21 protein-coding genes and 2 tRNA genes are annotated in these 20651 nt (G+C 66.1%); 6 read left to right on the top strand and 17 right to left on the bottom strand.

The genetic code is table 11. The annotated features are described in order from the left end of the window. Positions 1 to 48: 48 nt before the first annotated feature. The 9 genes from ychF to EPK82_RS19715 all read right to left on the bottom strand — a co-directional run bounded on the left by ychF (position 49) and on the right by EPK82_RS19715 (position 7180). Positions 49 to 1149 (bottom strand): redox-regulated ATPase YchF, encoded by a 1101-nt coding sequence (gene ychF / locus EPK82_RS19755; protein ID WP_037046873.1) that lies wholly within the window; start codon positions 1147 to 1149, stop codon positions 49 to 51. A gap of 24 nt (positions 1150 to 1173) precedes the next feature. Beyond that, complete coding sequence (gene pth / locus EPK82_RS19750; RefSeq protein ID WP_134677759.1) at positions 1174 to 1764, bottom strand: aminoacyl-tRNA hydrolase; 591 nt, start codon at positions 1762 to 1764, stop codon at positions 1174 to 1176. A gap of 63 nt (positions 1765 to 1827) precedes the next feature. Further along, a complete protein-coding gene (locus EPK82_RS19745; protein WP_037046878.1) occupies positions 1828 to 2439 on the bottom strand; it encodes a 50S ribosomal protein L25/general stress protein Ctc in 612 nt (203 codons plus the stop codon). 105 nt (positions 2440 to 2544) lie between these two features. Then, the gene (locus EPK82_RS19740; protein ID WP_037046880.1) at positions 2545 to 3486 is read right to left on the bottom strand and encodes a ribose-phosphate pyrophosphokinase; all 942 of its coding nucleotides are present in this window, start codon (positions 3484 to 3486) and stop codon (positions 2545 to 2547) included. A gap of 46 nt (positions 3487 to 3532) precedes the next feature. Then, positions 3533 to 3607: transfer RNA gene (locus EPK82_RS19735), tRNA-Gln, on the bottom strand. A 56-nt stretch (positions 3608 to 3663) separates the two neighbouring features. Then, positions 3664 to 3738, bottom strand: a tRNA-Gln gene (locus EPK82_RS19730). A 26-nt stretch (positions 3739 to 3764) separates the two neighbouring features. After that, complete coding sequence (gene ispE, locus EPK82_RS19725; RefSeq protein ID WP_134677758.1) at positions 3765 to 4634, bottom strand: 4-(cytidine 5'-diphospho)-2-C-methyl-D-erythritol kinase; 870 nt, start codon at positions 4632 to 4634, stop codon at positions 3765 to 3767. Between the two features lie 204 nt (positions 4635 to 4838). After that, positions 4839 to 5456 (bottom strand): lipoprotein insertase outer membrane protein LolB, encoded by a 618-nt coding sequence (gene lolB / locus EPK82_RS19720; RefSeq protein ID WP_134677757.1) that lies wholly within the window; start codon positions 5454 to 5456, stop codon positions 4839 to 4841. Further along, positions 5453 to 7180 (bottom strand): tetratricopeptide repeat protein, encoded by a 1728-nt coding sequence (locus EPK82_RS19715; RefSeq protein WP_134677756.1) that lies wholly within the window; start codon positions 7178 to 7180, stop codon positions 5453 to 5455. Before EPK82_RS19715 ends, lolB begins: the two co-directional genes overlap by 4 nt. A gap of 391 nt (positions 7181 to 7571) precedes the next feature. On the opposite strand from EPK82_RS19715, the gene hemA reads away from it, so the two are divergent. The 6 genes from hemA (at position 7572) to EPK82_RS19685 (ending at position 13140) form a co-directional block, all read left to right on the top strand. Continuing rightward, positions 7572 to 8852 (top strand): glutamyl-tRNA reductase, encoded by a 1281-nt coding sequence (gene hemA, locus EPK82_RS19710; protein WP_037046886.1) that lies wholly within the window; start codon positions 7572 to 7574, stop codon positions 8850 to 8852. Further along, a complete protein-coding gene (gene prfA / locus EPK82_RS19705) occupies positions 8849 to 9931 on the top strand; it encodes a peptide chain release factor 1 (protein ID WP_134677755.1) in 1083 nt (360 codons plus the stop codon). The genes hemA and prfA overlap by 4 nt, the downstream gene beginning before the upstream one ends. Positions 9932 to 10155: 224 nt before the next feature. Then, on the top strand, positions 10156 to 10989 hold the full coding sequence (prmC, locus tag EPK82_RS19700) for a peptide chain release factor N(5)-glutamine methyltransferase (RefSeq protein WP_134677754.1): 834 nt from the start codon (positions 10156 to 10158) through the stop codon (positions 10987 to 10989). Positions 10990 to 10993: 4 nt separating this feature from the next. Beyond that, positions 10994 to 11746 carry a molybdopterin-synthase adenylyltransferase MoeB gene (locus EPK82_RS19695; protein ID WP_134677775.1) on the top strand — a complete coding sequence of 251 codons (753 nt, stop codon included), beginning with the start codon at positions 10994 to 10996 and terminating at the stop codon, positions 11744 to 11746. Then, entirely contained in the window at positions 11736 to 12524 is a 789-nt protein-coding gene (gene murI, locus EPK82_RS19690) for a glutamate racemase (protein WP_134677753.1), read from the top strand. The genes EPK82_RS19695 and murI overlap by 11 nt, the downstream gene beginning before the upstream one ends. A gap of 100 nt (positions 12525 to 12624) precedes the next feature. Beyond that, positions 12625 to 13140: an acyloxyacyl hydrolase gene (locus EPK82_RS19685; protein ID WP_134677752.1), complete on the top strand. Its 516-nt coding sequence runs from the start codon at positions 12625 to 12627 to the stop codon at positions 13138 to 13140. Between the two features lie 61 nt (positions 13141 to 13201). Here the strand turns inward: EPK82_RS19685 and EPK82_RS19680 are convergent, their stop codons facing one another. The 8 genes from EPK82_RS19680 to EPK82_RS19645 are packed head-to-tail and all read right to left on the bottom strand — an operon-like array spanning position 13202 to position 20647. Next, positions 13202 to 13732, bottom strand: a complete 531-nt coding sequence (locus EPK82_RS19680; RefSeq protein WP_134677751.1) for a DUF2878 domain-containing protein — start codon at positions 13730 to 13732, stop codon at positions 13202 to 13204. A gap of 52 nt (positions 13733 to 13784) precedes the next feature. Then, the gene (locus EPK82_RS19675; RefSeq protein WP_134677750.1) at positions 13785 to 15065 is read right to left on the bottom strand and encodes an SAM-dependent methyltransferase; all 1281 of its coding nucleotides are present in this window, start codon (positions 15063 to 15065) and stop codon (positions 13785 to 13787) included. Then, positions 15052 to 15852 carry a DUF1365 domain-containing protein gene (locus tag EPK82_RS19670; RefSeq protein ID WP_037046901.1) on the bottom strand — a complete coding sequence of 267 codons (801 nt, stop codon included), beginning with the start codon at positions 15850 to 15852 and terminating at the stop codon, positions 15052 to 15054. Before EPK82_RS19670 ends, EPK82_RS19675 begins: the two co-directional genes overlap by 14 nt. Beyond that, on the bottom strand, positions 15852 to 17099 hold the full coding sequence (locus EPK82_RS19665) for an NAD(P)/FAD-dependent oxidoreductase (protein WP_134677749.1): 1248 nt from the start codon (positions 17097 to 17099) through the stop codon (positions 15852 to 15854). The genes EPK82_RS19670 and EPK82_RS19665 overlap by 1 nt, the downstream gene beginning before the upstream one ends. Then, entirely contained in the window at positions 17096 to 17851 is a 756-nt protein-coding gene (locus EPK82_RS19660; RefSeq protein WP_134677748.1) for an SDR family NAD(P)-dependent oxidoreductase, read from the bottom strand. Before EPK82_RS19660 ends, EPK82_RS19665 begins: the two co-directional genes overlap by 4 nt. Further along, entirely contained in the window at positions 17848 to 18270 is a 423-nt protein-coding gene (locus EPK82_RS19655; protein WP_037046908.1) for a nuclear transport factor 2 family protein, read from the bottom strand. Before EPK82_RS19655 ends, EPK82_RS19660 begins: the two co-directional genes overlap by 4 nt. Next, complete coding sequence (gene phrB / locus EPK82_RS19650) at positions 18267 to 19703, bottom strand: deoxyribodipyrimidine photo-lyase (RefSeq protein ID WP_134677747.1); 1437 nt, start codon at positions 19701 to 19703, stop codon at positions 18267 to 18269. The genes EPK82_RS19655 and phrB overlap by 4 nt, the downstream gene beginning before the upstream one ends. Continuing rightward, the gene (locus EPK82_RS19645) at positions 19691 to 20647 is read right to left on the bottom strand and encodes a MerR family transcriptional regulator (protein ID WP_037046911.1); all 957 of its coding nucleotides are present in this window, start codon (positions 20645 to 20647) and stop codon (positions 19691 to 19693) included. Before EPK82_RS19645 ends, phrB begins: the two co-directional genes overlap by 13 nt. Positions 20648 to 20651 lie beyond the last annotated feature (4 nt).

The raw sequence follows: 20651 nt of genomic DNA, 5'->3' as shown, positions 1-20651 counted from the left end.
CCCCCAGCGGCGTGGATCCGCTGGGGGCTTCGAGGGAGCGGGGCAGGCTCAGACGTTGAAGCGGAAGTGCATCACGTCGCCGTCCTTGACGATGTAGTCCTTGCCTTCCAGGCGCCACTTGCCGGCTTCCTTGGCACCGCCTTCGCCCTTGTAGGCGATGAAGTCGTCGTAGGCGACCACTTCGGCGCGGATGAAGCCTTTCTCGAAATCGGTGTGGATCACCGCGGCAGCCTGCGGTGCGGTGGCGCCGACGCGGACGGTCCAGGCGCGCACTTCCTTCACCCCGGCGGTGAAGTAGGTCTGCAGGTTGAGCAGGGCGTAGCCGGCGCGGATCACGCGGTTCAGGCCTGGCTCTTCCATGCCCATGGTTTCGAGGAACATCTGCATCTCTTCCAGATCGTCCAGCTCGGCGATCTCGGCTTCGATCTTGTTGCACACCGGTACGACGATGGCGCCTTCCTCTTCGGCGATGGCTTTCACCACGTCGAGGTGCGGGTTGTTCTCGAAGCCGTCTTCGGCGACGTTGGCGATGTACATCACCGGCTTGGTGGTGAGCAGGTGGAAGGTCTTGGCCAGGCGCTTCTCGTCGTCACCCAGGCTCTTCAGCAGGCTGCGCGCCGGCTTGCCTTCGGTGAAGTGGGGGATGAGTTTTTCCAGCAGGGCCTTCTGCGCCACGGCCTCCTTGTCACCGCCCTTGGCACTGCGCGCCACGCGCTGCAGTTGCTTCTCGCAGCTGTCGAGGTCGGCCATGATCAGTTCGAGGTCGATGATCTCGATGTCACGCTTGGGGTCGACGCTGTTGGCGACGTGGATGACGTTCTCGTCTTCGAAGCAGCGCACGACGTGGGCGATGGCGTCGGTCTCGCGGATGTTGGCGAGGAACTTGTTGCCCAGGCCTTCACCCTTGGAGGCACCGGCCACGAGCCCGGCGATGTCGACGAACTCCATGGTGGTGGGGATGACCTTTTCCGGCTTGACGATCTCGGCCAGGGCATCCAGACGCGGGTCGGGCATGGGCACGATGCCGCTGTTCGGCTCGATGGTGCAGAAGGGGAAGTTCTCTGCGGCGATGCCGGACTTGGTGAGGGCGTTGAACAGGGTGGACTTGCCGACGTTGGGCAGGCCGACGATGCCGCAGTTGAATCCCATGGGGTGACCCTCGGTAAAAGGTGGTTACTTGGTGGCCTTCTGGCTATGCAATTTGCGCATGGCCACGGTCCAGTCGCCGGCGAGTATTTCCGGCAGGACGTCCAAGGCGAAGTCGATGCTCTGGTCGAGCAGTTCCTGTTCGCTGCGTGGCGCGCGTCCGAGCACGTAGCCGGAAACCAGGCTGGCGTGTCCAGGGTGGCCGATGCCGAGCCGCAGGCGATGGAAGTTATTCTGGTTGCCGAGCTGGGCGATGATATCGCGCAGGCCGTTGTGCCCGCCGTGGCCGCCGCCCTGCTTGAGCTTGGCGACGCCGGGAGGCATGTCGAGTTCGTCGTGGGCCACCAGAATCTCTTCGGGTTTGATCTTGAAGAAATTGGCCAGGGCCGCCACGGACTGGCCGCTGCGGTTCATGTAGGTGGTGGGGATGAGCAGACGAACTTCGCGCCCCTGGTGGTTGAACTTGCCCACCAGGCCGAAATACTTGCGATCGACGCTGAGGTTGATGCGCTGGCTTTCCGCCACGCGCTCAACGAAAAGGGCCCCTGCATTGTGCCGGGTCTGGTCGTATTCGGGGCCGGGGTTACCCAGGCCAACGATCAGTTGTACGGCAGTCATACAGGAGCCCTTTCGAGGAAATCGCCCGGCGTGATCGCATGCCGGGCGGGTTCCGCACTGCGATTACTCGGCAGCGCTTTCTTCGTCTTCAGCCTTCACGCGGGAGGCGTGAATGTTGGAGACAGCCAGGTCGTTACCGTGAGCCAGAGCAACCAGCTCAACGCCTTTCGGCAGCTTCAGGTCGGACATGTGTACGGTCTGGCCCACTTCCACGGCAGCCATGTCGACTTCGATGAATTCCGGCAGGTCTTTCGGCAGGCAGGAAACTTCGACTTCGCTGATGGTGTGGGAGATCTCGCCACCTTGCTGCTTGACGCCTACGGCAGTCGCTTCGTTGATGAAGTGCAGCGGTACGTGGGCGCTCAGCTTCTGGCCGGCAACGACGCGAACGAAGTCAGCGTGCAGAACGAAGCCTTTGGCCGGGTGGCGCTGCAGGGCTTTGATCAGAACGCTTTCTTTGGTGCCGGCAACGTCCAGGGTCAGAACGTGGCTGAAAGCCGCTTCGTTTTCCAGCAGCTTGGCCAGGTCTTTGGCCAGCAGGCTGATGGAGGCCGGGGCTTTCTCGCCGCCGTAGATCACGGCAGGCACCATGGACACGTTACGACGCAGGCGGCGGCTCGCACCTTTCCCCAGGTCGGAACGCACTTCGGCATTCAGGGCAAATTCAACAGTCATTTCACTTCTCCAAAATAACCAAACCGCCTGCAGGCTTGCGACCAGCCTTGGGCGGTAGGGCAAAAAGCCCCGCACGAGGCGGGGCGCTTAACGTCAGCGGGTTCCTTAGCGGAACATCGCGCTGATCGATTCTTCGTTGCTGATGCGGCGAACCGCTTCGGCGACGACCGGGGCGATGTCGAGCTGGCGAATGCGCGAGCAGGACTGTGCCGCAGCGGACAGCGGGATGGTGTTGGTCACCACCAGCTCGTCCAGCGAGGAATTCTCGATGTTCTCGATGGCGCGGCCCGACAGCACCGGGTGGGTGCAGTAGGCGTAGACCTTGGCGGCGCCACGATCTTTCAGGGCCTTGGCCGCGTGGCACAGGGTGCCGGCGGTATCGACCATGTCGTCGACCAGAATGCAGGTACGACCTTCGACGTCACCGATGATGTGCATCACTTCGGACTGGTTGGCCTTCTCACGACGCTTGTCGATGATGGCCAGGTCGACGCCCAGGCTCTTGGCCACGGCGCGTGCGCGGACGACGCCGCCGATGTCCGGGGAGACGATCATCAGGTTGTCGAAGCGCTGGTCTTCGATGTCGTCGACTAGGACCGGGGAGCCGTAGATGTTGTCCACCGGAATGTCGAAGAAGCCCTGAATCTGATCGGCATGCAGGTCCACGGTCAGTACGCGGTCGATACCGACCACGGTGAGCATGTCAGCCACGACCTTGGCACTGATCGCCACACGGGCGGAGCGCGGACGGCGATCCTGGCGGGCGTAACCGAAGTAGGGGATGACCGCGGTGATGCGGGTAGCCGAGGAGCGGCGGAAGGCATCAGCCATCACCACCAGTTCCATCAGGTTGTCGTTGGTGGGTGCACAGGTCGGCTGAATCAGGAATACGTCCTTGCCGCGGACGTTCTCGTTGATTTCGATCATGACTTCGCCGTCGGAGAAACGTCCGACCGAAGCATCGCCGAGGGGAATGTGCAGCTGACGAACGATCCGTCGCGCCAGATCGGGGTTTGCGTTCCCCGTGAAGACCATCATCTTGGACACGCGCAGTACCTGCCGGCTGGGGGTATACCTGGATGGGTATGGAAAATGGCAGGGGCGGCTGGATTCGAACCAACGCATGCCAGGATCAAAACCTGGTGCCTTACCGCTTGGCGACGCCCCTATATTCTGTGTCGAATGCTGTCGGATGCGGTTTTCGATGCCTCCCTGGGGAGGTTATGGCAGGGGCGGCTGGATTCGAACCAACGCATGCCAGGATCAAAACCTGGTGCCTTACCGCTTGGCGACGCCCCTGTATCGTATAACCGAATGCTGAGCATTCACTTCTTGGCCAATGCTTGGAGCCTGCGGTGCAGCATCGAAATGTTGCGACCTTGAGCGACAAAGCTCGGCAGAGTGCCTGGAAGTTGGCGGGCGACTTTATCAGCATCGTCCCGATTTGGGAAGCTCCCAAATACACAAGCTCCAGTGCCGGTCAATCTAGCTGAAACGAATTTGTTCAACAAGATCAAAGCGTTACGAACTTCTGGGTAACGCTTCTCTACAACCGGCTGGCAGTCGTTTCGACCACCCCCCGCAAGAAGGCTGCGAACTTTAATGGGCGGCGTATCCCGTGTCAACTCGGGCGAGCCGAAAACTTCTGCTGTGCTTACAAAGACTTGCGGCACCGCGACGAGGAACCAGGGTTCGTCCAGCTCCACGGGCGTCAGGTACTCGCCAACGCCCTCGGCGAAGGCGGCGCGGCCGCGCACGAATACCGGTACGTCGGCGCCCAGTGCCAGGCCCAGCTCGGCCAGGCGATCCTCGCCCAGTTGCGTGTGCCACAGGTGGTCGAGGCCGAGCAGGGTGGTGGCGGCATCCGAGCTGCCGCCACCGATGCCGCCGCCCATGGGCAGGTGCTTGTCCAGCCAGATGTCGGCGCCTAGTGACGTACCGCTGGCTTCCTGCAGCCGCTTGGCGGCGCGCACGATCAGGTTGCTGTCGTGCGCAACGCCTTCGATGGGGGTGTGCAGGCGAATCTCGCCATCCTGGCGCAGGCTGAAGCCAAGCTCGTCGCCATGCTCGAGAAACTGGAACAGGGTCTGCAGCTCGTGGTAGCCGTCGGCGCGGCGGCCGAGGATATGCAGCATCAGGTTGAGCTTGGCGGGAGCGGGCAGGGTGAGTTCGGCGTGGGCGGGGATGGCGGTCATGGTCGGAGCAGGGGCGTCGTCGCGAGAATAGGTGGCGATTGTATGCGGGAAATGCCTTGGCAGGCGCATTGCGGCTAAAGCTGCTCCTACAAAGACCGCAGCCCCTGTAGGAGCGGCCTTAGCCGCGAAATGCTCAGCCGAAACGCTGAGCCATCGCCGACGCTGTCGCGGCTGAGGCCCCTCCCACAAGGTTGGAGTGCGGGCTTACTGGCCGAGCTGACGCGGCTGCCAGTCCTTGATCACCAGGGTGACCTCCAGGTCCTGGCCGTAGAGCTTCAGGCGCTCGGGCAGGGCGTAGCCGTTCTGTTCGGTGTAGCGCTGATACTCCACTCGCCAGCCGTCCTGCTCCAGGCGGGCCAGGTGGCTTTCGCCGTCGAGGGTGATGCGGCTGCGGCTTTCCGGGGCCGGCAGGCCGCGAATCCACCAGAGCAGGTTGGAGACCGGCAGGTCCAGGTGCAGCTGTTCACGCAGCAGGGCTTCCGGCGATTCGGCGCGATAGCGGCCGCGGTTGGACACTTCCAGCAGGATGTCGCCCGGGCGGCCGGTCAGACGGGCGGCGCCGCCACCGAGCGGGCCGGACAGGCGGATATCGTAGTAGTCCTGGCGTTGCAGCCAGAACAGCGTGGCGCTGCCCGAGTCGCTGGGCGCACGAATGCCGATCTTGCCGTTGATCTGCCAGCCGTCGAGCTGGCTGATCTGCTGTTTATGGGCTTTCCACTGCGCCGGGTCGCCCTGGCCTTCCAGCGCTTCGTGCGAGGTGAGGCCGGCGCAGCCGGCGAGCAGGGCGATGAGGCTGAAAACAAGAAGGTGACGAAGCATCAGGGCGTCTCGGAACCGGTCAGGCGCGAGAGGGTGTCGCGCAGGATGGGGCTGTCAGGTGTCTCGGCCAGGGCCTCGCGCCAGACGCTGCGGGCCTCGCGCTGCTTGCCCCGGGCCCAGAGCACTTCGCCAAGGTGGGCGGCAACCTCGTGGTCGGGGAATTTCTTCAGCGCCAGGCGCAGGAAGCGTTCGGCTTCCTCCAGGTTACCCAGGCGATAGTTGACCCAGCCGAGGCTGTCGAGGATGGCCGGGTCGTCCGGGTTGAGCTGGTGGGCCTTCTCGATCAGGTCGTGGGCCTCCTGATAACGCGTGGTGCGGTCGGCCAGGGTGTAGCCGAGGGCGTTGAGCGCCATGGCGTGATCCGGCTCGCGCTCGAGGATGTAGCGCAGGTCGTGTTCCAGCTGGGCCAGGTCGTCGCGCTTCTCCGCCAGCATGGCACGGGTATAGAGCAGGTTGAGGTCGTCGGGGAACTGCTCGAGGCCCTGATTGATCACCTGCCAGGCCGAGTCGACCTGGTCATGGTTGCTCAGCCCCTCGGCTTCGATCAGGTACAGCTGGATGGCGTAGTCGGGCTGCGCCTCGCGCGCTTCGGCCAGGCGACGGCTGGCGTCGTCGTTGCGCTGCTGGTTGAACAGCAGCTCGGCCTGGCGTTGCTGGGCCGGCAGGTAGTCGTTGCTGGGGCCGACCATGCCGTACTCCTGCAGGGCGCTGTCGCTGTCCTCCAGCTCTTCGTAGGCACGGCCCAGGTTGTAGTGCGCCGCGTCGACATGGCTGCGCCGTTCGACCAGCTCTTCCAGGTAGACGATGGCTTCTTCCCAGGCTTCGGCTTCCAGGCACACCAGCGCCAGGGAGAAGCGCAGGTCGTCGTCGTTGGGATTTTCCTGCACCAGCTTGGAGAACTCGCCCTTGGCGTCGTCGAGGCGGTCCTGCTCGACCAGCAGGCGTGCATAGGTCAGGCGCAGGCGCTTGTCGTCGGGGTTCTCGCGGATGCCTTTCTGCAGCAGGGGCAGCGCTTCCTCGCCACGTCCCAGACTCTGCAGCAGGCGGGCGCGCAGCAGCAGCGGGGACACTTCCTTGGCGCTGCCGGGGCGTTCCTCGAGCAGCTCCAGGGCTTCTTCGGCGCGGCCGTCCTGTTGCAGGAGGATGGCCTTGCCGAACAGCAGCTGGCTGTTGTCCGGGTTCTTGCTCAGCAGCCGGTCGAAGCCTTGCAGCAGGCCGGCGCGGGTGTCCGGGTCGGTTTCCGCGGCAGACAGCGCGAGAAAATCGAAGTGGGTGTCGCCCTGGCGCTGCAGCACCTGCTCCATGTAGGTCATGGATTCGTCATAGCGGCCGGCGCGAGCCAGCTGCACGGCCGCCGCGCGTTGTGCGTCGATGTTCTGCGGCGCGTTCTGCGCCCAGATCAGTGCGCTGTCCAGTGCGGCCTGCTCGGCGCCGAGGTACTCGGCGATGCGGAAGGCGCGCTCGGCGACCGCGGGGTCGCCGGTGGCGTTGGCCTGCTGCACGTAGTTGCCCAGGGCGATATCGAAGCGATTGCGCTGCCCCGCCAGTTCGGCGGTGAGCAGGGCGAACAGGGTTTCCTGGCTGAACGAGCCGTATTCTTCCGGCTTCAGCTGGGTGCTCTGGTCGGCTTCCTGCACCGGCGGCGTGCCGTCAGGCTCGCTGGGGGCGAAGGTTTGGCAGCCGCTGAGAAGGGCAATTGCAGTGACTAACGCGAGGGGTCTGGTCATCAGGGTTTGTTTCCGTTTCGTTCGCGGCTGCGACGGAGCTGGTTCTGGCGCGAGGCAAGGCACGAGAGGCGAAGTTTGGTCGTCCAAATGAGTCATCGAGTAATGCAGTCTCGCGGCAAAACCTGCCCGTCCCTTCGAGTTGCGCGGCAAATGCGGCGCGCGATGAAACAGGAACGGACCCAGGCACCTTGTCGTGCGTTATTCCGGGGCGACGGCCATGCCGGCTCGTGCCCTGCGACGTTCGCGGCATCATGACACAAGCCTTGGAGCAAGCCCACTGGCCAGGACGATGCGGCGAACTGTCTATTGGGACAATAGGTCGCGGTAGTTGTTCTCTCGGGGGCGAAGTAGGACAATTGCCGGCTTCCGTATTGCCCCTCAGCGACTCTGCATGGCCTTCATCGCCCTCGGTATCAACCACAAGACCGCCTCGGTAGAGGTGCGTGAGCGCGTTGCTTTCACCCCGGAGCAACTGGTCGAGGCATTGCAGCAGCTGTGCCGGCTGACGCCCAGCCGCGAGGCGGCGATCCTCTCGACCTGCAACCGCAGCGAGCTGTACCTGGAGCAGGATCAGCTGAGCAGCGACGAAGTGCTGCAATGGCTGGCCAGCTATCACCGCCTGAGCATCGACGAATTGCGAGCCTGTGCCTACGTGCACAGTGACGACGCCGCCGTGCGCCACATGATGCGCGTGGCCTGCGGGCTGGACTCGATGGTCCTCGGTGAGCCGCAGATTCTCGGCCAGCTCAAGTCCGCCTATGCCGTGGCCCGCGAGGCCGGCACCGTCGGGCCGTTGCTGGGGCGTCTGTTCCAGGCCACCTTCAGCACCGCCAAGACCGTGCGCACCGACACCGCCATCGGCGAGAACCCGGTTTCCGTGGCCTTCGCGGCGGTCAGCCTGGCCAAGCAGATCTTCGCCGACCTGCACCGCAGCCAGGCGCTGCTGATCGGTGCCGGCGAGACCATCAGCCTGGTGGCGCGGCACCTGTACGACCAGGGCATCAAGCGCATCGTCGTCGCCAACCGCACGCTGGAGCGTGCCAGCCAGCTGGCCGAGCAGTTCGGCGCCCATGCGGTGCTGCTCTCGGACATCCCCGATGAGCTGGCGCACAGCGACATCGTCATCAGTTCCACGGCCAGTCAGCTGCCGATCCTCGGCAAGGGCGCCGTGGAGAGTGCGCTGAAGAAGCGCAAGCACAAGCCGATCTTCATGGTCGACATCGCCGTGCCGCGCGATATCGAGCCGCAGGTGGGCGAGCTGGATGACGTCTACCTCTATACCGTCGACGACCTGCACGAGGTCATCGAGGAAAACCTCAAGAGCCGTCAGGGCGCGGCGCAGGCGGCCGAGGAGCTGGTCGCCGCCGGTACCGACGACTTCATGCAGCGCCTGCGCGAGCTGGCCGCGGTGGATGTGCTCAAGGCCTACCGCCAGCAGGCCGAGCGCCTGCGTGACGAGGAACTGGCCAAGGCCCAGCGCATGCTGGTCAACGGCAGCAATCCCGAAGACGTGCTGGCGCAACTGGCGCGCGGCCTGACCAACAAGCTGCTGCACGCGCCCAGCGTGCGCATGAAGAAACTTACCGCCGAGGGGCGCATCGACGCGCTCAGCCTGGCCCAGGAATTGTTCGCCCTCGACGAGAGCGCGCCGCAGGACAAAGGTCTGCAATGAAAGCTTCACTGTTGAACAAGCTGGACAATCTCAGCGATCGCTTCGAGGAACTCACGGCGCTGCTCGGCGACGCTGAGGTGATCGCCAAGCAGAGCCAGTTTCGGGCGTACTCCAAGGAATATGCCGAGATCGAGCCGGTAATCGCCACCTTCCGCGAGCTGCGCAAGGTGCAGGCCGACCTCGAAGGTGCTCAGGCGCTGCTCAAGGACAGCGACCCGGACCTGCGCGAGATGGCCGAGGAGGAAGTCGCCCAGGCCCGTGAGGCGCTGGTCGAGCTGGAGGACCGCCTGCAGCGTATGTTGCTGCCGAAGGACCCCAACGACGGGCGCAACGTCTATCTGGAAATCCGCGCCGGCACCGGTGGCGACGAGGCGGCGATCTTCTCCGGCGACCTGTTCCGCATGTATTCGCGTTATGCCGAGAAGCAGGGCTGGCGGGTCGAGGTGCTGTCGGCCAACGAGGGCGAGCACGGCGGCTTCAAGGAAGTGATCGCCCGCGTCGAGGGTGACAACGTCTACGCCAAGCTCAAGTTCGAGTCCGGTGCGCACCGCGTGCAGCGCGTGCCGGAGACCGAATCCCAGGGCCGTATCCACACCTCCGCCTGCACCGTGGCGGTGTTGCCGGAGCCGGATGAGCAGGCCGCCATCGAGATCAACCCGGCCGACCTGCGCGTCGATACCTACCGCAGCTCCGGCGCCGGTGGTCAGCACGTCAACACCACCGACTCGGCGATCCGCATCACCCACATCCCCACCGGCACGGTGGTGGAGTGCCAGGAAGAACGTTCGCAGCACAAGAACCGCGCCAAGGCCATGGCCTGGCTGGCGGCCAAGCTGCAGGACCAGCAGGACGCCGCCGCGCACAAGGAAATGTCCGACACGCGCAAGCTGTTGGTCGGCTCCGGCGACCGCTCCGAGCGCATCCGCACCTACAACTTCCCGCAGGGCCGGGTTACCGACCACCGCATCAACCTGACCCTGTATTCGCTCAACGAAGTGATTGCCGGCAGCGTGGAGGCGGTGATCGAGCCGTTGCTGGCCGAGTACCAGGCCGATCAGCTGGCGGCGCTGGGCGACTAGGACAGCGACGAGCCGCGAGCTGAGTCTGCCGGATCGCCGGATGCAATCCGGGACGCATGGATGAACCCCTGGGCTGGATGAGGCTTTTTCATCCACCCTTCCACGCGGTGGCTCGAGCAGGCGTGACAGGCGCCCCGATCCATCCAGCAGAGAACAGCAAGGCACACGCCGCCGCCGAGTGCGGGTCATCTTGTCGCTGAAGCTTGCCGCTCGAGGCTTAACGCATGTCCACCATCGAATCCCTGCTCAACACCGCCGAGCTGCCTGACTCGCCCACGCCACGGCTGGACGCCGAGCTGCTGCTGGCCGCCGCACTGGGCAAGCCGCGCAGCTATCTGCGTACCTGGCCGGAGCGCGAGCTGGACGCCGATCAGCTGGGCCTGTTCCGGAGTCACCTGCAGCGCCGTCGCCAGGGTGAACCGGTAGCCTACATCCTTGGCCATCAGGGCTTCTGGAGCCTGGACCTGGAGGTCGCGCCGCATACCCTGATTCCGCGCCCGGACACCGAGCTGCTGGTGGAGAGCGCGCTCGCGCTGCTGCCGGCCACGCCACTGGCGGCGCTGGATCTCGGCACCGGCACCGGCGCCATTGCCCTGGCCCTGGCCAGCGAGCGGCCGGGCTGGCAGGTCACCGGCGTCGATCGCGTCGAGGACGCCGTGGCCCTGGCCGAGCGCAACCGTCAGCGTCTGCAACTGGACAACGTCCGCTTCCTGCACAGCCACTGGTTCTCCGCCCTGGCCGGGCAGCGCTTCGGGCTGATCCTGAGCAACCCACCCTATATCCGCGCCGACGACCGCCACCTGGACCAGGGCGACGTGCGCTTCGAACCGAGCAGTGCGCTGGTGGCCGGGGCCGACGGGCTGGACGATATTCGTGCGATCATCCAGGCCGCGCCGCAGTACCTGCTGGCCGGCGGCTGGCTGCTGCTGGAGCACGGCTTCGACCAGGCCGAGGCCGTGCGTGAGCTGCTCGCCACGGCGGGGTTCAGCGAGGCACACAGCCGACGTGACCTGGGCGGGCACGAGCGCATCAGTTTGGGACGTTTCGACCATGAGTGATCAGATGCTGAGCGATGATGAGCTGCTGCGTTACAGCCGGCAGATTCTGCTGAAACAGATCGACGTGGAGGGGCAACTGCGCCTCAAGCAGGGCCGTGCGCTGATCGTCGGCATGGGCGGGCTGGGCTCGCCCGTGGCCCTGTACCTGGCTGCTGCCGGCGTTGGCGAGTTGCACCTGGCCGACTTCGACACGGTGGACCTGACCAACCTGCAGCGGCAGATCGCCCACGACACCGCCAGCATCGGCCAGGCCAAGGTGGATTCGGCCATGGCGCGGCTGGCGGCGATCAACCCGCAGGTCAGCCTGGTGCCGCACCGTCAGGCGCTGGATGCCGATTCGCTGGCGGCTGCGGTGCAGGCTGTCGACCTGGTGCTGGACTGCTCGGACAACTTCTCCACCCGCGAGGCGGTCAACGTCGCCTGCGTGGCGGCGGGCAAGCCGCTGGTCTCCGGCGCGGCGATTCGCCTGGAGGGCCAGCTGTCGGTGTTCGACCCGCGCAATGCGGCCAGCCCGTGCTACCACTGTCTCTACGGGCATGGCAGCGAAGCCGAGCTGACCTGCAGCGAGGCCGGGGTGGTGGGCCCGCTGGTCGGGCTGGTGGGCAGCCTGCAGGCGCTGGAGGCGCTCAAGCTGCTGGCGGGATTCGGCGAGCCGCTGGTGGGGCGCCTGTTGTTGATCGACGCGCTGGGTACGCGCTTTCGTGAGTTGCGGGTCAAGCGCGATCCTGCCTGCGGTGTCTGTGGCGATGCCCAGTAACGCGCCGATCGGGGTATTCGACTCGGGCGTCGGCGGCCTGTCCGTGCTGCGCGAGATCCGCCAGCTACTGCCGAACGAGTCGCTGCTGTACGTCGCAGACAGCGGCCATGTGCCCTATGGCGAGAAGAGCCCGGAGTACATCCGCGAGCGCTGCGTGCGGATCACCGAGCACCTGCTGGCGCAGGGCGCCAAGGCGCTGGTGCTGGCCTGCAACACTGCCACTGCCGCTGCCGCCGCTGACCTGCGCGAGCGTTATCCGCAGTTGCCCATCGTCGGCATGGAGCCTGCGGTAAAGCCGGCCGCGGCGGCGACCCGCAGCGGAGTGGTCGGCGTGCTGGCGACCACCGGTACGCTGAAGAGCGCCAGGTTCGCCGCGCTGCTCGACCGTTTTGCCGGCGATGTGCGGGTGGTCACGCAGCCCTGTCCGGGGCTGGTCGAATGCATCGAGGCGGGCGCGTTGCAGGCAGCGGCCACACGCGAGCTGCTGCAGCGTTACGTGACGCCCCTGCTGGACGAAGGCTGCGACACGCTGATCCTTGGCTGCACCCACTACCCCTTCTTGCGGCCGCTGCTGACGACACTGCTGCCGCCCGCGGTGACGCTGATCGATACCGGGGCCGCGGTGGCGCGCCAGCTGCAGCGGCTGCTGCTTCAGCATGACCTGGCAGCGACCGAGGCGGCGCAGCCGAACCGTTACTGGAGCAGTGGCGATACCGCGCAACTTTCCCGGGTCTTGCCGATTTTGCTTGGTGAAACGGCCGAAATCCTCTCCTTGTAGTGAATGTGAATTTTTCGCCTCTTGCCTCCCTTCATGTCGATTAGTTCTATATTTTTGTAACGAGCCTGATGAAAACTCTCGCTACTTAAAGGAATGACTCATGAAGAAGTTGTACGCCTTAGCTGCAAGCGCGGCGCTGTCGTTGGGAATGATGGGGGCTGCACAAGCAGCGGATGTCACCGCCGCCATCGGCCAGAGTGGGGATTCGACCATGGTGTACCGCCTGGGTGCACAGTGGGACTGGGACAAGAGCTGGTTCGAGAGCAGCGTTGGCCGCCTGACCGGCTACTGGGACCTGGGTTATACCTACTGGGATGGCGACGACACGGCGAGCAACCACAGCCTGTCCTTCGCGCCGGTATTCGTCTATGAGTTCGCCGGGCAGAGCGTGCGTCCCTACATCGAAGCGGGTATCGGCGTGGCCGCCTTTTCCAGCACCGAGCTGGAGGGCAACGAGCTGGGTTCCTCCTTCCAGTTCGAGGACCGCATCGGTGTCGGCCTGCGTTTCTCCGGCCAGGAGATCGGCCTGCGTGCGCTGCACTACTCCAACGCCGGCCTCAAGCAGCCGAACGATGGTGCCGAAGCCTACACCCTGCATTACCGCATGAGCTTCTGAGCCTGCGCTGCAGACGAAAAGGCCGGGCATCTGCCCGGCCTTTTCGCGTCAGGGGGAACCGCTAGGGTGCGCTGCGCCGGCTGCGCAGCTGTTGTTCGTATTGCGCCCGATACAGTCGGGCGAAACCATGCAGCACCGGCATCACGACGGCCCAGGTCAGCGCCAGGATGGCCAGCGTCGGCCCGGTGCCCAGCGGCAGCGTGACCCCTGCGAGCCGGGCGCCGGCGTAGTACGACAGGGGCGCGGCCAGCGCGCCGAGCAGGCTGCCGCGCCACCAGGGCTGGGCGGTCCAGGCCAGGCAGTGGTTGAGGGTGCTGGCCAGCAACAGCCAAAGCAGCGCCAGCCACAGCGGAATCAACTGGCGTGGCTCGCCGAAATCGAAGACGCCGAGGTTGAGCAGGAAGCTGTCCAGCGCACTGCCTGCGAGGAACACGCTGAGCAGCAGTTTGCCTTCGGCGGCCCAGCTGCTGACCCAGAGCAGATGCACCGCGATGATCGCGGCCACGGCCAGCAGCCAGGGGCTGTCGCCGGCGAACACGCAGACCAGCCAGCCGAGCTGGAACAGAAGGGCATTGGCAAGCAGGCGGGGCATCGGCAGGTTCCTGAGGAGCGTTGGGGCCGGGCAGTCTAGGTCACTTGGTTGCTCAGGCCAACGTCGAGGGCTGCACGTACTGCGGCAGCGGCCGGGCGCCGGGCTTGGCCAGCAGCAGCTGTGCGGTGCCGATGGTGCGCTCGAGGAAGCCGCCCTCGCAGTAGCACAGGTAGAACTCCCACAGGCGGTAGAAGTAGTCGTCGTAGCCCAGTCGCTCCAGGCGCTGGCGTGCCTGGCTCAGGTTCTCGCGCCACAGGCGCAGGGTGCGCGCGTAGTGCAGGCCGAAGTCCTCCATGTGATGCAGGTTGAGGTCGGTGTGGCGGCTGATCACTTCCAGCATCTTGTGCATCGACGGCAGGGCACCGCCGGGGAAGATGTAGCGCTGGATGAAGTCCACCGACTGGCGGGCCTGCTCATAGCGCTGGTCGCGAATGGTGATGGCCTGCAGCAGCATCAGCCCCTCGGGTTTGAGCAGTCGCGCGCATTGCTCGAAGTAGGTGGGCAGGAAACGATGGCCGACGGCTTCGATCATTTCGATCGAGACCAGCTTGTCGTACTGGCCCTCGAGGTCGCGGTAGTCCTCCAGCAGCAGGGTGACGCGATCCTCCAGGCCCTGCTCGCGGATGCGTCGTTCGGTGTAGGCGTACTGCTCGCGCGACAGGGTGGTGGTGGTCACCCTGCAGCCATATTGGCTGGCGGCGTAGATGGCCATGCTGCCCCAGCCGGTGCCGATCTCCAGCAGGTGGTCGGACGGTTGCAGCGCGAGCTTCTCGCAGATGCGCTGCAGCTTGTTGAGCTGCGCCTGTTGCAGGCTGTCGTCACCGCGCAGGAACATCGCTGCGGAGTACATCATGGTCGGGTCGAGAAACTGCTCGAACAGGTCGTTGCCCAGGTCGTAGTGCGCCGCGATGTTGCGCCGCGAGCCCTGCCGGGTGTTGCGATTGAGCCAGTGCAGGCCCTGGATCAGCGGTCGCCCCAGGCGTGCCAGGCCGCTTTCCATGGCGTCGAGGACGTCGAGGTTGGCGACGAAGATGCGCACCACCGCGGTGAGGTCCGGGGTGCTCCAGTAGCCATGGATGTAGGCCTCGCCGGCGCCGATCGAGCCATTGCCGGCGACCAGGCCCCAGACTGCCGGATCGTTGACCCGGATCTCGGCTCGCTGGCTGCTCTGCGGCGTGCCGAAGTGCAGCACCTCGCTGCCCTCATGAACCAGCAGCAGGCCGTGTCGCAGGTTGGCCAGCTGGCGCAGTACGGCACGCCGCAGCAGACCGGCACCGATGCCGTTGCCGCTGCGGACCAGGCTTCTGCTGGCGATCAGGCTAGAGCTTTTCATGGGGCATGTCCTTCACTTGTGGGCGGGCAACGCGGAAGCGGCCTTCCGCAGGCGTGTGGTCGAAAATCGGCATGCGCTTGAGCAACAGGCGCAGCGCCTGCCAGTAGATGGCGGCGAGGGTCTTGCCGGTCATCCAGGGGAAGCCCAGCAGGTAGCGGTGCAGGCCGGCGCGGTCGAGGGCCTGGCGGTGCAGGCTGAGGCTGGCGTCGAACAGCTTGCGCTCGCCTTGCCAGTCGGCCATGTGCAGGCCGAGGCGTTCGCCGACCGGGCTGAAGCTCATGCGGTATTCCAGGTCGCGTGGCAGGAAGGGCGAGACATGGAAGGCCTTGGCCACGCGAATGCGCTGGTGGCCGTCGGCGCTGGCGGGTACCACGTAGTGATAGCGCTCGCGCCAGGGGGTGTTGCTGACCTCGCAGAGAATCGCCAGCAGACGATCGTCGTCGTCATGGCAGTAGAAGAGGCTGACCGGATTGAAGGCCAGGCCCCAGCTGCGCGGCTGCGTCAGCACGCAGATGCGCCCTTGCGGGCGAACGCCCAGCGCCTCCTGCACCAGGTTGCGCACCGCTTCGTGCAGGGCCATGCCCTGGCGGGTGAACACGGGCAGGTAGTCGCGCTCGCGGAAGGCGAAGGGCGCGCAGCGGCCCGAGCCGGCCAGCGGCGAGAGGGCGAACAGCTGCGCCTGCTCGTCCAGGTCGAGGTACAGCAGGCCCATGCGGTAGCGGAACGCATGGGCGCGCGGGGCGAAGCGGCGATGCTGCACCCAGCCACTGTACAGGGCGCTGTGCATCACAGCGTCTCTCCGAAGGCGCGGGCCACGCGCAGTGCGCTGACCACGCCGTCCTCGTGGAAGCCATTGGCCCAGTAGGCGCCGCAGAAGTAGCTGTTCTGCGCGCCTTGCAGCTCCTGCCAGCGGGCCTGGGCGGCGGTGCCGGCCAGGCTGTACTGCGGGTGGGCATAGCGAAAGCGCGCGAGGATCTTGCCCGGATCGATGGCGGCGCTCTGGTTGAGGCTGACGCAGAAGGTGGTCGCGCTGTCGATACCCTGCAGGATGTTCATGTTGTAGGTCACGGCGGCCGGCTGGTCGCTCGGCCCGCCCAGGCGATAGTTCCAGCTGGCCCAGGCCAGTTCGCGCTCGGGCAGCAGGCGGGTGTCGGTGTGCAGGACCACGTCGTTGCTGGCGTAGGGCAGGGCGCCGAGGATATCCCGTTCCGCCGTGCTGGCCTGGTCGAGCAGGGCCAGGGCCTGGTCGCTGTGGCAGGCGAACACCACCTTGTCGAAGCGCTCCTCGCCGGCCGCGCTGTGCAGGGTCACGCCGTTGTCGTCGCGCACCACCCGGCTGACCGGGCAGTTGAGGCGGATGCGCTCGGCGAAGCTGGCGGTCAACGGCGCCACGTAGCTGCGCGAGCCACCCTCGATCACCTGCCAGGTCGGGCGGTCGCTGACCGAGAGCAGGCCGTGGTTCTTGCAGAAACGCACGAAGAACTGCAGCGGGAAACCGAGCATGTCGGCCAGCGACATCGACCAGATCGCCGAGCCCATGGGCACGATGTAGTGCTCGATGAAGCGCCGCCCGTAGCCGTTGCGTTGCAGGTACTGGCCGAGCGTGGTGTCGGCGTCGATACGGTCGCTGGCGAGGTCGTCCAGCGACTGTCGATTGAAACGCAGGATGTCGCGCAGCATGCCCCAGAACGCCGGCGACCACAGGTTGCTGCGCTGGGCGAACAGGCTGTTGAGGTCGTGACCGTTGTATTCCACGCCGCTGCTCGGGTCGCTGACCGAGAAGCTCATCTCGGTAGGCTTGAACGCCACACCGACCTGCCCGAGCAGGCGAATGAAATTGGGGTAGGTCCAGTCGTTGAAGACGATGAAGCCGGTGTCGATGGCATAGCGACGACCTTCCACCTGCACATCGACGGTGTGGGTGTGGCCACCGATCCAGTCGCTGGCCTCGAACACCTGGATGTCGTGCTTGCGATTGAGCAGGTAGGCACAGGTCAGCCCGGCGATGCCGCTGCCGACGATGGCGATCTTCATGGGGTGTCCTCGTTGCGTGCCAGGCGGCGACCGATGGCCAGCTGCAGGCTGCTGGGCAGGCTGCCGAGCAGTCGCAGTGCGGTGATGAAGGGGGTGGGAAAGGCGATTTCGTGCGGACGTCGCGGCAGGCGCGCGGCGATGTGCCGGGCGGCGCGTTCGACCGGCCAGCGCATGGGCATGGGGAAGTCGTTCTGCTGCGTCAGCGGGGTGTCGACGAAGCCCGGACTGACCAGGGTGACATCGATGCCTTCCGCTGCCAGATCGACACGCAGGCTCTGCAGCAGGTAGCGCAGCGCCGCCTTGGATGCGCCATAGGCCTCCGAGCGTGGCAGCGCCAGGTAGGTGACCGAGCTGCCGACGCCGACCAGGTGCGGGCGGTGGCCCTGGCGCAGCAGTGGCAGCGCCGCCTCGATGCAGTGGCTGGCGGAGAACAGGTTGGCGCTGACCACGCGTTCGATCATCGCCGCCTCGAACTGGCGCGCGTCGATGTACTCGCAGGTGCCGGCATTGAGGATCGCGCAGTCCAGTGCGCCCCAGTGCCGGGCGATGGCGGCGCCGATGGCGCGCACCTGACCGGCGTCGGTCAGATCGCCAGGAACTACCAGCACCTGCTCGCCGTAGCGTGCGGCCAATGCCTGCAACGGCGCCTGGCTGCGGGCACTCAGCGCCAGGCGATGGCCGCCGCGCAACAGTTCCTCGGCCAGAGCGGCGCCGATGCCGCTGCTCGCCCCGGTCAGCCAGATGCGTTTCATGCCAGCCTCCGTTTCAACCAGGCGATCACGCCACCGAGCAGCGGCAGGTGTTCGTAGAGCAGGGCGCCGGCATCGAAGTAATCACGGTGCCGATACACGCGTTCGCGCCAGAGCAGGTGCGAGCAGCCCGCCACCGCGATCTCCTCGCCGCCGCGCAGGCGTGGGTGGCGATAGCGCATGGTCCAGCGCAGGTAGCCCTCGCCGTCGGCGACCTGATCGAAACCGTGGAACTCGAAGTGCAGCGCGTCGACGTTGGCATACAGCTCGGCGAAGTAGCGGCGCACGGCGCCGAGGCCCTGTACCTCGTGCAGCGGGTCCTGGAACCGCACGTCGTCGCTGTACAGCTCGTCCAGCTGGTCGAGGCTGTCCTTGTCCAGCGCGGCGAAGCGCTCGGCGAAACCACGCAGGAACTCGCTCATGCCGGAACTTCCCGCGCATTGAGGTCCTTGAAGGCGCTCAGCGCACGTTCACGCGAGCGCGACAGGTCGACGATCGGCCGTGGGTAGCCGGAGGGGGCGAACAGACCTCCGAGTGCCGCCGGGTCATGGATGTCGCGCTTGTTCAGCGAGGCCAGCTCCGGCAGCCAGTGGCGAATGAAATGGCCGTCGGGGTCGAACTTCTGCGACTGGCTGATGGGGTTGAAGATGCGGAAGTACGGCGCGGCGTCGGTTCCGGTGGAGGCGCTCCACTGCCAGCCGCCGTTGTTCGCGGCGAGGTCGCCGTCGATCAGCTGGCGCATGAAGAAGCGCTCGCCCTCGCGCCAGTCGATCAGCAGGTTCTTGGTCAGGAACATGGCCACGACCATGCGCAGGCGGTTGTGCATCCAGCCGGTCGCCTGCAACTGGCGCATGGCGGCATCGATGAGCGGCAGGCCGGTGCGCCCTTCCTGCCAGGCGGCCAGCTCCTGCGGGGCATCACGCCAGCGCAGGGCCTCGGTTTCCAGGCGGAAGGCGCGATGGCGCGAGACGCGCGGGTAGCCGACCAGGATGTGCTTGTAGAACTCGCGCCAGAGCAGCTCGTTGATCCAGGTGACGGCGCCGGGGTTGCCGCTGTCGAACTCGCCCTGGTTGGCGGACAGGGCGGCATGCAGGCACTGGCGTGGCGACAGCACGCCGGCGGCCAGGTAGGCCGACAACTGACTGGTACCGGGGCGGGCCGGGAAGTCGCGCTGGCGATCGTATTCGCTCACCTGTTCATCGGCGAAGCGCTGTAGGCGTTGCTGGGCTGCGTCTTCGCCGGCCGGCCACAGCTCGCGCAGACTGGCGCCGGGCGTGGTGAAACCGGCGACCGCCTCGGGAGTCGGGTCGCTGGCGATGGCCAGCGGCGCCTGCGGCCTGAGTGGCGCGATGCAGGCGGGCAGGGCGCTGTGCAGGCGCTCGTAGCAGACCTTGCGGAACTGGCTGTAGACCTGGAAGTAGCCGCCGGAGCGGGTCAGCACGCTGCCGGGCCGGAAGAACAGCTGGTCGAGGTGGCTGTGCCAGGCGATGTCCTGCTGCCTGAGGTAGGCGGCGACCTGCTGGTCGCGCAGGCTCTCGTTGACGCCGTATTCCTCGTTGACGTGGACGGCGCAGACGTTGTGCTGGTGGCAGACCTCGGCGAGCTGGGTGGGGGCGTCGCCCCAGTCCGCGCAGTGGCGTATCAGCAGCGGCACGTTGAGCCTGGCCAGCGCGCGCTGCAGCTCGGCCAGGTTGCGCAGCCAGAAGTCCACCTTGCACGGCGCGTCGTCGTGGCGCTGCCACTGCTGCGGAGTGATCAGGTACAGGGCGATGGTCGGACCACTCAGCATGGCCTCGCTGAGAGCGGTGTTGTCCTGGGTGCGCAGGTCAGTGCGCAACCACATCAGTCGTTGCATGGGGTTACCTCGTGCATGCCGAGCAGGCCGTGGCGCAGCAGCCAGGCGTGGGCGGCCAGCGGATCACTGGCCGACTGCAGTTCGCTCAGGGCGTCGCGATGGATGTGAGTGGCGGGGCCGGCGATCAGCAGCGGCACCGGACATTGTTCGGCCAGGCGTGGCAGCTGGCGGCGCACCTGCACACCGTCCAGGGCCTGCTCGGCGTACAGCAGCAGCGCGCGAGGGGCGATATGCTCGAGCGCGGTGAGCAGTTCGCTGTACGGCAGCGGCCAGTCGAAGATTTCCACCGGGCAGTCGCTGGCGCTGGCCAGCCAGGCGCACAGCCACAGGCCCGGCTCCATGGGCGCCTCGCCCAGGTTGACCAGCAGCAGCGGGGCGCCGCCGACCTGGCGGTTGCTGTGATAGATGCGGGTGGCCAGCTTGCTGCGCAGCCAGGAGAGAAAGAACACCTGCTCGGCGCGGGCGCAGAACTGGCCCTGCCAGCGCTGGCGCAGGTCGCCGAGCAGTGGCCAGAGCAGCTGTCCTGCCAGGGTGCTGACCGGGTACAGCGCCAGCGCGGCGTTGAAGCGTTCGTCCAGGCGCCGTTCGTTGAACTCGGCGATGCAGCCCAGCAGCTCGCTGCGCTGGCGCGACCAGTTGTCGTTGCCGGCGGCCTGGGGTTGCTGGCCATGGTCGAGCAGGGCCTTGACCTGGCCCACTGCAACGCCGCGTGCCAGCCAGGCGAGGATGGCGTGGATGCGTTCGAGATTGGCCGGCGAGTAGAGACGATGACCCTTGGGCGTGCGGTAGGGCACGATCAGCCCGTAGCGCCGCTCCCAGGCACGCAGGGTCACGGCATTGACGCCGGTGCTGCGCGCCACTTCGCGAATCGGCAGGTAGCCCTCGTCGAGTGCCTGGCGATAGTCCTGGCCGCTGTCTGCAGCGGCGCTGCGTTCGTGGCTCATGGTG

The organism is Ectopseudomonas khazarica (assembly GCF_004521985.1).
Lineage (GTDB): Bacteria > Pseudomonadota > Gammaproteobacteria > Pseudomonadales > Pseudomonadaceae > Aquipseudomonas > Aquipseudomonas khazarica.
Note: the sequence above shows the minus strand (reverse complement) of the source record. Positions and strands in the feature narration are given on the sequence as shown.